Below are 15,927 nucleotides of genomic sequence, written 5' to 3' on the forward strand. Positions count from 1 at the left end.
TACAAGTACCTCAACTTAAGTTAATTGAAAAAACCGTTCAGTGATATGAACGGTGAAAGTGTATAAGAGTTATATTCCGGTTTTAACGCCAAAACCTACTAAAAGGATGCCAGTTGATTTTTGGAAAACTTTTTGGAATTTGGAGTTATTTAACCATTTTTTTGCGTAATCAATGACATAAACAAGGGTAAGAAACCATAATACAGCTAGAAAAGTAAGGATGAATGCTAACAAAAACAATTGCTGATTTATATTTCCACTCAAATCAATAAATTGAGGCATGATCGTGATATAAACCAAAACAGTCTTTGGATTAAGAACATTACTAAGTAAAGCTTGCATAAAGGACTCTTTATTATGCATGCTTTTAGAATTGCTTGTTGCATTTGCTTGTTCTTGAATGTCTTTTAAAGAAAACACATTTTTTGTGAAAAAACTTTTTATACCCAAATATATTAAGTATGCAGCTCCTAAATATTTGATTGTACTGAAAAGAATAACAGATTTTGCAATGACAACTGATAATCCAAGAATGGCAATTAGCGTCCAAAACGAAAGTCCTGTTGCCATTCCGAGAACGGTATAACGTCCAGCTTTTGACCCATAGCTGAGTGTATTCTTTACCAAGAGCATCGTATCTGCACCAGGAATAACAACCATCATTGCAGCAATTGATATGTATGTTAGTAAACTATCCATCTCGTTTCTCCTTCCACTTACAATAGTGACTACTTAGGTAACTACTTAAAAAGTATATCAGATGGACTTGGAAATAATCAACAGAATTTGTTAGTATATTAGTTACTATGGTAGCGACTAAGGTTGTGTTGGAGGGTTTATGGAAAATAACATTTTAGAAACGTTAAAAAACCTAAATTTTACTGAATATGAAGCGAAAGCATATCTTACCTTGTTGGAAGACTCACCCTTAACTGGCTATGCAGTAGCAAAAAACTCTGGTGTTCCACGTTCAAAAATCTATGAAGTTTTGGATAGTCTCACTTTAAGGGGGGATATCCTGATTAGTCCTGGAAATACAGCACAGTATATACCTGTTCCTGCAAAGGAGCTAATAAAAAACCGCCGAATCAAAGCAGAAGAGAATTTTGAAAGAGCAGAAAAATCATTAGCGGAATTTGAACATTCTACAAATGACCGTGAAAATATTTGGAATATCATGGGACGTAATGAAATACTTGATAAGGTGAAAGATTGTATAGGATCAGCTAACAAACGAATTCTCTTGGAGGTTTGGAAAGAGGAATTTGAAGAATTAGAGGCTGAACTAAGACAGGCGGCAAAACGAGGAGTCAACGTAACAATTATTGCATATGGGGAAATTAGCTCTGATTTTGCGAATGTTTACCTCCATTATATGGGTGATAAAATTACTGAAGAGTATGGTGGACGATGGCTTGTTATGAGTGGAGATGATTCAGAAGTCGTAGCAGGTATTGTATCGCTGGATAAAGATAGCCGCGCAGCATGGTCAAGGCATGTAGGATTAGTGATGCCAATTACAGAAGTCATGATTCATGATTTATATATAATGGAAATGATGGAGGAACATAGAGAAGTTTTAGAGGAAAGCTTTGGGAAAAACCTCATTAATTTACGTCGCAAATTTTCCATTCATCCAGATTTTAAAAAACATTATATGAAATAGGCTTAAACTATTCTTGTCGGTTCTTGAAACGTATAACACTCACGAATGTTGATTATTCAATGTTTGTGGGTGTTTTTTGTTTTTGTAAGGTTATAAATGAAGATTATCTAGATTGTGGTGTCTAAATATAACTTTCATATTACCAACTCCTAACAACAACTATTATCTTGTATATTTTTAAAATAGTTAGAATATAATCAATTGACATATAAACAAGGGGAGTGTGAAAATGGGAGTTGTAACTAGATTTTTTGTCCGACTCGTTCAGCGTTTTCTACCAGATGCCTTTATCTTTGCGATCATTCTTACTTTCTTAGTGTTTGTATTGGGGATCTTGTTTACAGAAAGTGGACCCGTTCAGATGGTTTCGCATTGGGGGACAGGATTTTGGGATTTACTTGCTTTTACCATGCAAATGTCTCTGGTCGTTGTAACCGGGTATGTGTTAGCCAACGCACCCGTCATTAAGAATTTCTTAGCTCGATTAAGTAAATTGGCTAAAACGCCTGCGCATGCAGTCATGCTAGTAACGTTCGTGTCGGCAATCGCTTGTTTAATTAATTATGGATTTGGACTAGTAGTGGGAGCGCTATTTGCAATTCATGTGGCCAGGCAAGTACCATCTGCAGATTTTCGTATTTTAGTAGCAGGGGCCTATAGTGGATTTTTAGTTTGGCATGGCGGATTTTCAGCGTCCATTCCTTTGACAGTAGCAACCTCTGGCCATTTTTTAGAAGAAAAAATGGGTGTCATTCCGGTTAGTGAAACCCTTTTTAGTCCTTCTAATCTATTTATTGTGGCAGTTCTTGTACTAACACTGCCAATATTTAATAGGTTTTTGATGAAAAGTGGCAATACACTTTACCAAGATCGCTCCGGTTGGGTGATCCCAGAAGAAACGGTTTCAAAAGAAGTGAAAAACCCATCGACACCAGCGGAAAAAATTGAAAACAGTGTGATCGTTTCGATGTTAATTGGGATCATGGGGCTGGGCTTTATCGTGTATCATTTTGTTACAAAAGGCTTCGATTTAAATATTAATATTGTAAACTTTATTTTCTTATTCTTAGGTATCCTGTTGCATAAAACACCGAAACAGTTCTTAGACACAGTCACGAACGGAGTGAAAAATGCAGGGGGTATTATCATCCAGTTCCCGTTCTATGCTGGGATTATGGGAATGGTTACATTATCAGGACTTTCTCAAGAAATTGCTTTATGGTTTGTCTCATTTGCAAATGCTCAAACGCTGCCATTCTTTTCGTTTCTCAGTGGGGGGCTGATCAACGTATTTGTACCATCCGGTGGGGGTCAATGGGCCGTTCAAGGTCCGATTATGATCGAAGCAGCATCGAAGATTAATGCAGACCTCGCGCAAACGGCTGTTGGTGTTGCATGGGGCGATGCCTGGACTAATATGATTCAACCATTCTGGGCCTTGCCTGCCTTAGCGATTGCAGGTTTACATATTCGCGATATCATGGGGTTCTGTGTCATGATCCTACTTTATAGCTTTATTCCGATTACGATTGGTCTTTTACTGTTTTAAGGGTAGAGGCAAGCGGGCTGAGCCGTTTGCCTTTCTTTCTGTAAAAGAACAGGCTTTAACGAACCTTAAAAAAATAGCTATAAGGGGGAACTTTTTATGAAAACAATAGCTGGTAAGTTACTTTTAACAATTGCATTTGTTTTTGTCTTAACTGGATGTTCATCCACTATAACCCCACCTTTAAAAGGGGCCTATCAAAGTGAGCATGTGGAAGGATATATTGTTCAGATGTCATTTCAACCAGAGGAAAAAAGATTTGTTGAATACATTGATAACAGGGAAGTCGATAAAGGAACGTATGAAGAATTGGATAATGATGTGTACAAAATTCACGGTGATATCCAAGAATTTGACATTAAATTAAAGAAGGATAACTCTTTTGATTTGATCGTCAAAAAGATAAATGAGGGTAAACCAATCAAATTGAAAAATATCGACGTCACCCCATTCTATATTGGTACAGAATTTGATGATGTCGATGAATACAAGGCTTTAGTAGAATGAAGATCTGCCAAAGGACCTTTTTCCCCTTTTATTTTTAAATAGCAACAGGATGAGAAAAAGGGCTACAACCTAAACTCCTTTTGCAAGTTTTTGGGAGACAGATTATATTCTTTTTTAAAGAGCCGATAAAAACTTGAGTAATCTTGAAACCCACATTTAGTGGCAATTTCCTCGATAGAGAACTCATTTTCCTTAATTAAGGCAACGGCGGTTGCAAGTCGTTTCAATAATACATATCGATAAAAGGGCACCTTCATGTGGTTCTTAAAATAATGAGAAAAATAATATTTGTTTAAATGAAAATGACTGGATATGTTGTCTAAATTCATTTGTGGGTCTGTCAAATGTTTTTCAATGTATTCGATAATGGAATGTAAACGTTGGTCGGCATCACTGCTTAGACTACTTGTTGGCTTACTACTGGCTGGGTTTAGGATAATTTCGATCGCACGAAATAATAGAAAATGTAAAGCGAAAGAATAAGGATCGCGATTGCCTTTTATACGATTACTTATTTCTTGAAAGAGCGAAAGAATTTCCATTAAATTTTCCGAGTGGAGATGAACGACATAAGAACCCTGAGTTTTATGATAAATGATGCTATCACTCATCGAGGGAGAAATCGATAAAAATTCAGCCAATAAGGATTCACTAATGGTCGTTACGATTCTCTCATAGTTGTCAAAATCGCTTACTTCTGCCTTATGTACCGCATATGAGGGAATGATGACAACATCCCCTTTTGTTAGTGAATACATTCGTCCTTCACAATAAAATTCACATTCACCCCCTAAAAACACGAGTACCTCCATCGCGTCGTGACTATGCAAGCGGAATAAAGGTTCGATTTCGGAATAATTCTCTGAAGATTTGTCAGGCTTTCTGCCCCAATCATGTGATTGATATTGTTTGCTCCAATAATAAACTTCGAAATTCTCATTCAATACTGGCATAAACGTAGATTCTTTCATAAACTGCTCCTTTTATTAAAGGTAAAAAAGTATAAAACTCATACGTTTTTGTAATTTTTGTATAGCAAGAAATACAATATTTTAAGCAAAAATAACAATTTATTTCATAAAATTCATTGATATTATATCATTATAATCTAATGAAATAAAGACTCGAGGTAATGAAAACCCTATCTTGAGGAAAAGTATGAAAATGAAAGCCTTGTCTTTTTAATGTATAGGAGATTTACTTCACATTTAGTTGAGTGGGTTTCTAGCAATATCAATGGTTTAAACACTATAGAAATTGAAATAATAATCCTTTAGGAGGAACTTACATGCAAAAACAACCTGATTTACAAGTTAGAACGAAAAAGCTTATTGAACAGGATGGTTTGAAATTTAAAGATTTAAATAATAATGGGAAGCTTGATCCTTATGAAGATTGGCGCTTAAGCCCAGAAGAACGTGCAAAAAATCTGGTTTCTTTGATGAGTATCGATGAAAAAATTGGAATGATGCTGATTAATTCAAGGAAAATGGGACTTGCCCAGGAAGATAAGAGCAAGACCAGCCATGAAGGCCTCTTAGATGAAAGTATTATCGAAAAAGGCGAAACGATTTTTGCAACTAGCAAAGTTTACGGAACCACTCATACGATAGCAAACAGGCACCTACGTCATTTTATTTTACGAGATAACTTTACTCCTGCTGAAATGGCGGAATGGGTTAACGCAATGAATGAAGTAGCTGAAGGAACACGCTTAGGGATTCCCGTTATCATTGCATCAAACTCCAGAAATGAAAATGGAGAAGCAGTATTCGGAATGAATGATGCCATTGGTATCTTCTCTACATGGCCAGGAACGCTAGGATTAGCAGCGGCGGCAAAAGGGGATATCCAAAATGGCGGTGATGCTTCCCTTATTAGTGAGTTTGCAAGCATTGCCCGTAAAGAATGGAATGCGACTGGTTTAAGAAAAGGGTATATGTATATGGCAGATGTGGTGACAGATCCGAGATGGCAACGTACGTATGGAACATTCGGAGAAGACCCAGAGTTTATTGCTGACGTAATCGGTCGTATCATTGACGAATTCCAAGGTGAAACCATAGGAAAAGATAGCATTGCGATGACAACGAAGCACTTCCCTGGTGGGGGAGCGAGAGAAAATGGCTTTGACCCTCACTATGAAGAAGGGAAATGGAACCTGTACCCAACTCCAGGTAGCTTAGAAAAATATCATTTACCACCATTTAGAGCAGCTGCGGAACATGGAACATCTTCTATCATGCCGTACTACTCCATTCCAAGTATTAAGAAGAGTGTTGTTCAAGAGTTTGAAGGGGAAGAGATTCCGTTTGAAGAGGTTGGATTTACATTTAACCGTTATTTCATCGACCATATCCTTCGTGGAAAGCTCGGTTTCAAGGGCTATGTAAATAGTGATAGTGGAATTGTAAATAACATGAGCTGGGGAATGGAAAACAGTAGTGAAGCAGAACGCTTTGCGAAAGCGATTAATGCGGGTACCGATTTGGTTGCTGATACAAATGACATCGAAAATTTAAAACTGGCCATTAGTAAAGGCTGGATCAGCGAAAAACGAATCGATGAATCAAATGTACGACTCTTAACTGAAATGTTCGCTTTAGGTCTATTTGATGACCGCACGTACAATGATCCAGAAAAGGCAACTGAGGTTGTAAGCACAAAATCGCATTGGGAAGCTGCATACGAAGCGCACAAAAAATCAGTGACCGTACTGAAAAATTCAAACGGTACTTTGCCACTTACAGCGGACAAGCTAGATGGTAAAAAGGTCTATATTGAAGTTTTCCATAAGGAGCAGGAAAGAGTGACTTCGTATACAGAAAAAGCTAGAAAAGAAGCGAAAGAACTCGGACTGTTCACGTTAACAGATAACTATGAAGAAGCGGATGCAGCGATTCTATTCCTACATCCAAAATCCGGTTCTTACTTTAATGCCACACCAGGATTACTCGAGCTTGAAATATGTGAGGATAAAGTAAATTCAGCAATCGATGGAGCATTATATCAAGAGACCACTTTAAGTGGATTAGACCATCTAAAAGAAATCGCGGACAGCGTTCATAGCCGCGGTGGTAAAGTTGTAATGAGTGTAAATATTATTCTTCCGTGGATTTTAGGAAATGTAGAACCAATGGCTGACGCTTTGATTGCGGGTTATGATACATTCCATAATGCACAGCTTGAAGTAATTGCAGGAAAACATAAGCCAACTGGTGTCTTACCAATAACCTTACCGGCAAGTGAAGAAGTAATTGCTGTTTACCAAAATGGAGATTGCGTATCACCTAATGATGTACCGGGTTATGATAAAGACAAATACATGCCAGCAGGAATGAGCTATGCCTATAAAGACAGTGACGGCAATGTCTATAAACTTGGCCATGGATTAAAGTATTAATGATAAAAAGAAAAATCACAGGTGAGAAGCCTGTGATTTTTTTTGTTGAAGGGATAAGGTGATTATGGTGGGGATTCTCCTCAAGAAACGGATGACCGTCCATATTCTAAAGAATTGATAAGAATAAAGGACAGCCCGTCGACAGATAATAGTTGTGGATTGGACTGCTTACTATATTTTTGTTAAATTGGAGGAATACATAATGGCTAAGTTAGACGGTAAAGTAGCAATCATTACAGGTGCAGCACAAGGTATGGGGGCTATGCATGCTCGTAAATTTGTGGAAGAAGGAGCAAAAGTAGCAATTACTGACCTTAACATGGAGGGTGCCCAAAAACTAGCAGATGAATTAGGAGAAAACGCAATCGCTCTTAAATTAGATGTTGCTAGTGAAGAGAATTGGATAGAAGTCGTAGCAAAAACAGAAGAATCATTTGGTCCTATCAATGTGTTAGTAAACAACGCAGGGATTGGGATCTTCAAAACATTAGAAGAACTAACTGTAAAAGACTTTGAATTAACATTTAAAGTAGATGAGCTTGGAGTATTCTTAGGAATGCAAAAAGTAGTACCTTCCATGAAAAAAGCTGGTGTAGGTTCCATTGTTAATATCTCATCTGTAGATGGTTTGGTAAGTGCACCAACGGCTATTGCTTATAGTGCTTCTAAACATGCTGTTACCGGTATGACAAAAGGTGCAGCTGCTGAACTTGGGCAGCATAACATCCGTGTAAATTCTGTGCATCCGGGAATTATCAAAACGCCTATGGCTGATCAACCAGATGTAGAAGAATATCTAAAGCAACTTGAACAAGACATTCCACTAAGAAGAAGAGCAGAAGTAGAGGAAGTTTCTAATTTAGTTGTATACCTCGCTTCGGATGATTCTAGCTATTCAACAGGAGCTCAATTTGTCGTAGATGGTGGAATGATTTCTGACCTATAATCGAAATGTTTAGTGAAAATCACAGGTGATCGATCGAGACCTGTGATTTTTTGTTTTGGAAAAAGGATGAGACAGTTATACGCCATAGCTTCGTTGAAAGAGGTTTTTTGGATTTTAAGTCGAAAAGGAAACAAGTTATAATAATGATATGTAAAATAATGGAGGTGTCATATGGCGACAATAGAGGACTTTTTGAAATTAGATATACGGATTGGGACTATTGTAAAAGCAGAGCTTTTTCCAGAAGCACTGATCCCAGCAATAAAATTAGAAATTGATTTTGGGGAGATTGGCATTAAACAATCTTCTGCACAAATAACACGAAGATATACGCCTGAACAACTTATTGGAAGTCAAGTGGTGGCCGTAGTAAACTTTCCTCCAAGGCGTATTGCAGGTTTTAAGTCTGAGGTTTTAGTAATTGGAGGTGTTCCAGAAGAGGGAGATGTGGTACTTTTAAGACCAGATGAATCTATTAAAAATGGAACACCAATAGCATAGAAAACTTCAATGTAACCTAATTGTTATGAGATTATCTATACTAACAAATCATTTTTTAAAATAATACGTCACTTTTATTGATCCGTAATAGTATAGATGATGTTGTTAAATGGGGACAGTCCCTTTGGTCTGCCCCTTAATTTCTTTCGGGTGGATTATAGGTTACACATGTGCCGGCAACAAAGTCATGGATTGCTCTTTTGTCTTCTCGGACAGCCACCATTACTACACTTACAATGAATCCGATTCCTAACGTCAAGGCGTAAAATAGCCCTGCTACTACAATCCGAAGTAGCATATTCCCAATATGTAATTTTTCACCATCAACCCTCGCTATTCGAATCCCACATAGTCTTTTTCCAACTGTATACCCGTACCAAAAGAGTGGTAGGCTAAGAGCATATAAGAATTCTAGAAGGCCAGATTGCCAAGAATCATTATCTACAGGAAAATTAAAAATGAGTGAAAATAGAAAAACAATCAAAAAAATGACAATACCATCAATAAGCGAAGCACCGAAACGAATCCAAAATCCAGCTGGTTCAAAAACACTATGCATGTAAACACCCCATATAGATTGTATTCATCAAAGATGGTTTTTATTTTTGTTAACCTTATTTTACCACTATCTGGTGATGGTCATAAGAATGAAATCAATTAATAAGACATTAGGACTATGGTAGGGTTCTTTTGGGTTTTATAAGGTGAAAGTGGCGAAAGATTTATATGAACGAAGTATCAGTTGTTTTTTGAGAATTATCGATTTATGTCGATCATTTCATGTCACATATTTTTCAATTGTTTGATATAATACTAATAACAATTAACAAAATGTTAATTAAAAGACGAGTGAATTAGAGGTGACCAAGAGATGAGTGAGGATTTGTTAAGTTATGATGTGAGTAAATATCGGACTCCTGATGGATATACAAGTGATATTGCTGTTTTTACAATTATTTCAACGAAAGTGGGGCCTTATAAGCCACCAGAAAAAACGTTAAACATTATGTTGATTAAACGAGCGGAGAAAACAATAGATAGTGAGCCTAATATTGAAGGCGGAAAATGGGCGTTGCCTGGTGGGTTTATTAAACCAGAGGAAACGGCATATGATGCAGCTGTTCGCGAATTAAGAGAAGAAACGGGTGTAGAAGGGGTAAAGGTTAAGAACTTTGGCGTATACGACAAATTGGGTCGTGATAAGCGGGGATGGATTATTTCGAATGCTCATTATGCGATCGTTCCAGAAAATGAATTAGTGGGAAGGAGAGCAGCAACTGACGCAGACGAAGTAGCGTTATTCTCGATGGATGAAGTGTTTAAGCTTGACCTTGCGTTTGATCACAAGGCAATTATCGATGATGCGTTATGGTTCATCAAAAAGGATATGTCTTTAACAACGCTAGCAAAAAACTTTTTACCTAAAGAATTTGTCTTGTCTGAGCTGCAAGGTGTATTGCTAACAGTAATGGATGAGCCTTGGTTAAAACTGGACTCTCAATTTTTTAGAAAGGCTCCAACGCTGCCGTTTATTGAAAAAGTCGTGAGGGATGGAGAACCTCAGAAAACAAATCGTTGGTCGAAAAATAAAGCTCAGCTTTATCGATTTAATGATTTTGATCCGTATGTATCGATCTATAATGCCAAATATTAAAATTTTTTTCTGCATTATAATTAACAGTTTGTTAATTAATAACCATAAAGGAGTGGAGCTAAATGAAGCTTTTAAAAGACTGGACCTTGTTTGAAAAGGTATGGCTTGTGACGTTTACGCTTGTGAATGTGTATTTGTTTTTTGTCTGGGATGATACAATTCTTGGATTCATTACCTCAATTTCAGGAATGCTTTGTGTGGTGTTGGTTGCGAAAGGGAAAATCAGTAACTATTATTTTGGGATTATCCAAACGGGCACTTATGCCTATATAGCTTACGGTTATGCCCTTTATGGTGAGGTTATGTTAAATGCCTTGTTTTATTTTCCACTACAGTTTGTTGGACTTTATTTATGGAGTAAACATAAAACAAAACAAACCGTACAAGGAGAAGAAATTCAAGTCAGTGTTTTAACCAAGAAAGGATGGACCTATACATTATCCTCATTCCTTGTCATCTTTGTTCTATACGCTATTCTTCTAGAAAAAATAGGCGGCAATGTCGTCTGGATTGATTCCGCTACAACGACATTATCGGTGATTGCTCAGATTTTAATGCTCAAACGATTCACTGAACAATGGTTATTTTGGATTGCGGTGAATGTCCTTTCGATTGCACTTTGGCTGAAGGCTTTGATTTTACAAGGAGGAAACGATGTAACTATGCTTGTCATGTGGTCGGCCTTTCTGATTAATAGTATTTACGGATATTACAACTGGTCAAAAGTATATAAAAAGCAGAAGCGGGAGGAGATTTCATGAAAAAGATTGGATTTTTCGGTGGAAAGTTTTTACCTTTGCATCAAGGACATGTGTACGCCATCATCAAAGCTTCCACGATGGTTGAGGAATTGTATGTCGTGTTGTCTCATAGCACAAAGAGGGATCAAGAGCTTTGTGAAGAGAGCAAGTTTCCGTATATTCCAAGTCGAATCCGGCTCCGCTGGCTTTCCCAACTGACGAAGGATATGAAGAACGTCAAGGTCATAGAAGTGGAGGATCATGATGGGGATGAGGATTACAATTGGAAGGAAGGAGCCATAAAAATAAAAGAGGCAATCGGGAAGAACATTGATGTGGTGTTTAGCTCTGAAATGGGATATGATCCGATTTTTCAAAAACTCTATCCGAAGGCAACGCATTGTTTGATTGATGAAAAAAGGGAACAGGTTCGGATATCGGCAACCGAGATTCGAAAGAAGGGTGTGTTTCACTACTGGGACTACATTCCCGAGATAGCGAAACCGTATTTCGTCAAAAAAGTCGTCATTTTGGGTACGGAAAGCTGTGGAAAATCAACGCTTACGAGAAATCTAGCACTCATTTATAATACAACCTATGTAAGCGAATATGGTAGGGAAATCTGTGAAGAGTTAGGAGGTTGTGATGGCATTATGCTTGATGAGGATTACCCTCTCATTGCATACGGTCATAAACTGAAAGAATACGAAGCTAGTAAACAAGCCAATAAAATGGTCTTTATTGACACCGAGGCTGCTGTCACTCAATTCTATTCGGAACTTTATAATGGCAAAACGCAACGGGTACTAGCTGAAAGCGCCAAGCTCCAACAATATGATTTATGCTTATTTTTAGAGCCTGACGTCAAATGGGTGGATGATGGATTACGGGTGCACGGGGACCAACAGGTTCGCGAAGAAAACAATCAGCGCTTGAAGGAATTATTGAATGAGTATGGCATACCGTTTGTGAGCATAAGCGGGAACTATCAAGAACGGCTAGAAAAAGCGATTGAGTTGATAGGGGAAAGGGTAGGGTTTTAGATAAATTTTTCAGATGGATTTAATGAGACTTGAAGTGAATCCGAACAAGGTAGACATTGAAATTTGTCTATTTATGAATCGTGTTGTGGTAGTTAGGATAATTACCAAATACGAATAAAAAAGAAAAATCACAGGTGAGAAGCCTGTGATTTTTTTGTGGAAGGGATTTGGTCATCATGGTGTGAATTCTCGAAGAAAAGGATGACCATATCCAAACAAGGTTCTGTCACTTTGACCCTATAATTAAATCGATTCTTGAATCTTTTGTGACAACATCAAAATTATGGTCTCCTTTTAGGACTAGGTATTATATTTGTAACTATTCATTTAATTTCCAGTCGTTACAATAAGCTTGAACGATAACAAAAACAATGAAATGGGGTATTCTTTTGAACTTTCCACAATTAAAAATAGGCCATATGGAGCCAAAGGTTCCAATTATGCAAGGTGGTATGGGAGTAGGTATATCTTTAAGCGGACTTGCTTCTGCTGTTGCAAATGCTGGAGGTATTGGAATTATTTCGGGCACTGGAATTAGTTTTGATGAATTGCGATATCACATAAGAAAGGCGAAAGAATCCATTCAGGATGGCGGATATATAGGAGTGAATATTCTTTTTGCGATGAATGATTTTGCCGAAAAAATGAAAGTAGCTATTGAGGAAAATGTAGATTTCATTATTTCAGGTGCGGGCATTTCAAGAGATATGTATAGTTGGGGCAGAGAAGCTGGAATTCCGGTTATCTCAATTGTATCTTCAGCACGGCTTGCAAAAATATCTGAACGATTGGGGGCTTCTGCCGTTGTTGTAGAAGGCAATGAAGCCGGCGGGCACCTAGGTACCGAAAGACCATTGTTCGATATTTTGCCAGAGGTGATAGAAGCTGTTAAGATTCCCGTAATTGCTGCTGGAGGGATTATGACTGGAGAAGATCTCGCTCGTGCCATTCAAGTAGGGGCTTCCGGAGTTCAAATGGGAACAAGATTTGTTGCTAGTAACGAATGTGACGCACCATTATCGTTTAAAGAAAAATATGTACAAGCGAAGAAAGAAGATACAGTTATGGTAAAAACAACGGTGGGATTAGAAGGTCGTGCAATAAAGAATCATTTTACTGAACTTATATCTGATGATAAAAAAGTAAAAATCAAGAAGTGTATTGATTGTCTGAAAGATTGCTCGTATCGCTTTTGTACAATGGATTCTATGATTACATCAATGAATGGGGATTGTGAGAATGGTCTTGTATTTGCAGGAGCAAGAGTGCATGAAATCAATGAAATACTTCCTGTCAGAACGATCATCCACAATATTATGACTGAATACAAAGCTTGTATCTAAGGGCCTTATCCTGAAAAAGTGCAAGGGTAGTTTTATCATAAAAGAGGTCAAAGTTTTTTTGCATATGGAAACCTTCCTTCATAGGGGAGAGAAATTCAAAAGTAGTCCTGTTGTTGAATCGGGACTGCTTTTTTGTCGTTCCTCAAACAATCTAAATGAACCCGTCACAAATCTTTCACATTTACAGATGCCCCTTTTTCTGAACTCCTTTCTATAACAATAACGAGAGGTGGATCAAATTATATGAAAAGGGTTGGGACGAGGAACCTGTCCCTCTGACCCAGAGCACTCAGACAAAGAAGGGATTGTGAGTAAGATGGCAAAGTACAGAATGGTGCGCACTGATTTTTGGAAGAATCCGGTTGTTTCAGAGGAAATGACGCCGGAGGATAAATATTTTTTCTTATATCTCCTAACAAATCCCCACACAACTCAAATCGGAATCTATCGAATAACGAAAAAAGAAATGGCTTTTGATATGGGCTATTCGATTGAGACGATTCATGCGTTGATGGATCGATTCATCCATCACCACAAAATGATTCAGTACAATCCAAAAACAAGAGAAATCGCGATTAGAAACTGGGGAAAATACAACTTGCATAAAGGTGGGAAACCGGTTATGGATTGTATTTCTTCCGAGTTGGAGGAAGTGGAGGACACCTCGCTGATTCAATATGTAGCCGAAAATATCGATCGAAATGAAATTTTAACCCTCTATATGTTTTTTATGAAAAGGATTTGAATTGGGACAAGGATGCTTCGTTCTACCACAGCGATCCAATTATGGCTCAGTCTGGGACAATGGACCTGTCCCTCCGTCCCAAAACCAACCACTCTGACGATACGTTGACGACTCGTTCTACGATACGTGGGCAAAAAGAAAAAGAAAAACAAAAAGTAAAACAACAACAAAAAGTTCTTTATCCAGATATAGATTTACAACCAAAGACAGAGGCGATTAAAGAAATTGTAGCCTGTTGGGATCAAAATGGGTTTGGGTTATCAAACATGAGTGCAAAGGAGCAGCTCTTAGCCTGGTTAGATGATTCAAGCTTTTTAAACCCGAAAGAGGTGATTTTAAAAGCCATGGACATTGCCTGTGCCAACAATAAGCGGAGACTAAACTATGTCGTTGGCATTCTAAAAAACTGGGAAAACGAATCATTGCTGACGGTTGAAGAAATTGATTTGTATCACGAGAACAAAAAGCAGGGGCAATCAGCCGATATCATCCAAACAGGCAGGGCGATTCCTGGTCAGTATCAATTTGATCCAACGGCAGGTGAGGACTGATGAACTTTGCAGAAACAGCCTTTTTAGGGTGTTTGATCAAGGCCGGTTACTTGATTAAAGATACCGTAATCCAACCGGAACAGCTAGAGGAGGCCACCAATCAAGAGTTGATGCGGAGGATGGTTGACTTTAGCAATGCTGGTAAAAGTATCGATTTAATTTCACTCACAACCATTCCTGATCTTGAAAACTTGGGTGGAATGTCTTATCTATCAAGCCTACTATCATATGCGGATGTTGAAAAATTTGAAGAGTTTGAGGCACTTATTATTGAGCTTTGGAAGGAGCGGGAAAAGAGTAGTATCTTAACGCTAGCGAAGTTGGGGAATTGGGAGATTACAAGAGTCATTGCCGAATTGGATAAAATCAATCAGGCCAAGATAAACGATCATACTTCTTTAAATCAGGCGTTGGTCCATATGTTTGAGGCACCTTGGCAGGAGCAAGAAGCTATGAAAGTAGCTACAACTGGCATCAAAAAGCTTAATGAAATGACGGGAGGCTTTCAAGATGGAGAAGTTACGATTCTAGCAGCAAGACCATCAATGGGAAAAACAGACGTGATGCTGCATTTTGCGAAGGAAGTAGGATGGGCAGGTTATTTGCCCATTGTCTTTTCATTAGAGATGCCAGAACGACTGGTCACCTCACGCTTAATCGCCTCAACAGGTGGCTATAATCGTTTGAAAATGAGGGATCCTCAGAAAATGTTAAGCCAAAGTCAAAAGGATCGCTGGGCCGATGTCATTGGCTATTTGAATCAAACCAATATCCAAATTTTCGATGGAGCGGGCCAAACGGTTTCAGAAATGAGAGCAAAGACACGAAAAATTCTCCATCAATTTCCAAACATGAAACCGATTATTTTTATAGACTATCTAACTCTAATACGCCCAAGTGAACTGTACGGCGGGAATGCCCATCTACAAGTAACCGAGATATCTAGAAATCTAAAAACAATGGCAAAGGATTTTGACTGCCCGGTGATATGTTTGGCCCAGTTAAATCGTTCTGTGGAAACAAGAGCTGAAAAACGACCGATGATGTCCGATATCAGGGAATCAGGAAGCATCGAACAGGATGCAGATGTCATCCTCTTCCTCTATCGTGAAAAGTATTATGACAAGGAAACTGAAGATCCATTTCTCGAAATCATTTGTTCAAAAAACAGAAACGGTCCAGTAGGTACCATTCAGGTTACATACAACGAATTTACTGGTTTGATTGAACAATAGATGTGGGACAAATTGGGCCGCAGGGACAGGTCCTGTGTCCCAGAATT

16 protein-coding genes are annotated in these 15,927 nt (G+C 38.1%); 13 read left to right on the forward strand and 3 right to left on the reverse strand.

Going from position 1 to position 15,927, the window contains the following annotated elements:
• Positions 1-69 precede the first annotated feature (69 nt).
• On the reverse strand, positions 70-699 hold the full coding sequence (locus ABC371_RS16325) for a homoserine/threonine efflux transporter (protein WP_412897741.1): 630 nt from the start codon (positions 697-699) through the stop codon (positions 70-72).
• Positions 700-838: 139 nt separating this feature from the next.
• On the opposite strand from ABC371_RS16325, the gene ABC371_RS16330 reads away from it, so the two are divergent.
• From ABC371_RS16330 to ABC371_RS16340, 3 genes are all read left to right on the forward strand, one after another.
• Positions 839-1,666, forward strand: coding sequence for a TrmB family transcriptional regulator (locus tag ABC371_RS16330; RefSeq protein ID WP_412897742.1), 828 nt, complete (start codon positions 839-841; stop codon positions 1,664-1,666).
• A gap of 229 nt (positions 1,667-1,895) precedes the next feature.
• Positions 1,896-3,215 carry a short-chain fatty acid transporter gene (locus tag ABC371_RS16335; protein ID WP_412897743.1) on the forward strand — a complete coding sequence of 440 codons (1,320 nt, stop codon included), beginning with the start codon at positions 1,896-1,898 and terminating at the stop codon, positions 3,213-3,215.
• Positions 3,216-3,311: 96 nt separating this feature from the next.
• On the forward strand, positions 3,312-3,719 hold the full coding sequence (locus tag ABC371_RS16340) for a hypothetical protein (protein WP_412897744.1): 408 nt from the start codon (positions 3,312-3,314) through the stop codon (positions 3,717-3,719).
• A gap of 62 nt (positions 3,720-3,781) precedes the next feature.
• Here the strand turns inward: ABC371_RS16340 and ABC371_RS16345 are convergent, their stop codons facing one another.
• Complete coding sequence (locus ABC371_RS16345; RefSeq protein ID WP_412897745.1) at positions 3,782-4,690, reverse strand: AraC family transcriptional regulator; 909 nt, start codon at positions 4,688-4,690, stop codon at positions 3,782-3,784.
• 317 nt (positions 4,691-5,007) lie between these two features.
• Between ABC371_RS16345 and ABC371_RS16350 the strand changes: the two genes are divergently transcribed.
• From ABC371_RS16350 to csaA, 3 genes are all read left to right on the forward strand, one after another.
• The gene (locus tag ABC371_RS16350) at positions 5,008-7,122 is read left to right on the forward strand and encodes a glycoside hydrolase family 3 protein (RefSeq protein WP_412897746.1); all 2,115 of its coding nucleotides are present in this window, start codon (positions 5,008-5,010) and stop codon (positions 7,120-7,122) included.
• A gap of 202 nt (positions 7,123-7,324) precedes the next feature.
• Positions 7,325-8,068 carry an SDR family NAD(P)-dependent oxidoreductase gene (locus ABC371_RS16355; protein ID WP_412897747.1) on the forward strand — a complete coding sequence of 248 codons (744 nt, stop codon included), beginning with the start codon at positions 7,325-7,327 and terminating at the stop codon, positions 8,066-8,068.
• 171 nt (positions 8,069-8,239) lie between these two features.
• The gene (csaA, locus tag ABC371_RS16360) at positions 8,240-8,569 is read left to right on the forward strand and encodes a chaperone CsaA (protein WP_412897748.1); all 330 of its coding nucleotides are present in this window, start codon (positions 8,240-8,242) and stop codon (positions 8,567-8,569) included.
• A 136-nt stretch (positions 8,570-8,705) separates the two neighbouring features.
• Here csaA and ABC371_RS16365 read toward each other — a convergent pair whose 3' ends face one another.
• Positions 8,706-9,128 (reverse strand): RDD family protein, encoded by a 423-nt coding sequence (locus ABC371_RS16365; RefSeq protein ID WP_412897749.1) that lies wholly within the window; start codon positions 9,126-9,128, stop codon positions 8,706-8,708.
• Positions 9,129-9,440: 312 nt separating this feature from the next.
• On the opposite strand from ABC371_RS16365, the gene ABC371_RS16370 reads away from it, so the two are divergent.
• The 7 genes from ABC371_RS16370 (at position 9,441) to ABC371_RS16400 (ending at position 15,880) form a co-directional block, all read left to right on the forward strand.
• Positions 9,441-10,223: an NUDIX domain-containing protein gene (locus tag ABC371_RS16370; RefSeq protein ID WP_412897750.1), complete on the forward strand. Its 783-nt coding sequence runs from the start codon at positions 9,441-9,443 to the stop codon at positions 10,221-10,223.
• A gap of 62 nt (positions 10,224-10,285) precedes the next feature.
• Positions 10,286-10,984, forward strand: a complete 699-nt coding sequence (gene pnuC / locus ABC371_RS16375; RefSeq protein ID WP_412897751.1) for a nicotinamide riboside transporter PnuC — start codon at positions 10,286-10,288, stop codon at positions 10,982-10,984.
• Positions 10,981-12,006, forward strand: a complete 1,026-nt coding sequence (gene nadR / locus ABC371_RS16380) for a multifunctional transcriptional regulator/nicotinamide-nucleotide adenylyltransferase/ribosylnicotinamide kinase NadR (protein ID WP_412897752.1) — start codon at positions 10,981-10,983, stop codon at positions 12,004-12,006. Before pnuC ends, nadR begins: the two co-directional genes overlap by 4 nt.
• A gap of 371 nt (positions 12,007-12,377) precedes the next feature.
• Positions 12,378-13,349, forward strand: a complete 972-nt coding sequence (locus ABC371_RS16385; RefSeq protein WP_412897753.1) for an NAD(P)H-dependent flavin oxidoreductase — start codon at positions 12,378-12,380, stop codon at positions 13,347-13,349.
• A gap of 316 nt (positions 13,350-13,665) precedes the next feature.
• Positions 13,666-14,094, forward strand: a complete 429-nt coding sequence (locus ABC371_RS16390) for a hypothetical protein (protein ID WP_412897754.1) — start codon at positions 13,666-13,668, stop codon at positions 14,092-14,094.
• Positions 14,091-14,645: a DnaD domain-containing protein gene (locus ABC371_RS16395; RefSeq protein WP_412897755.1), complete on the forward strand. Its 555-nt coding sequence runs from the start codon at positions 14,091-14,093 to the stop codon at positions 14,643-14,645. Before ABC371_RS16390 ends, ABC371_RS16395 begins: the two co-directional genes overlap by 4 nt.
• Entirely contained in the window at positions 14,645-15,880 is a 1,236-nt protein-coding gene (locus ABC371_RS16400; protein ID WP_412897756.1) for a replicative DNA helicase, read from the forward strand. The genes ABC371_RS16395 and ABC371_RS16400 overlap by 1 nt, the downstream gene beginning before the upstream one ends.
• Positions 15,881-15,927: the final 47 nt, after the last annotated feature.

It is taken from the genome of Bacillus jepli, from assembly GCF_047238305.1.
Classification (GTDB): Bacteria; Bacillota; Bacilli; order Bacillales; family Bacillaceae_L; genus Ferdinandcohnia.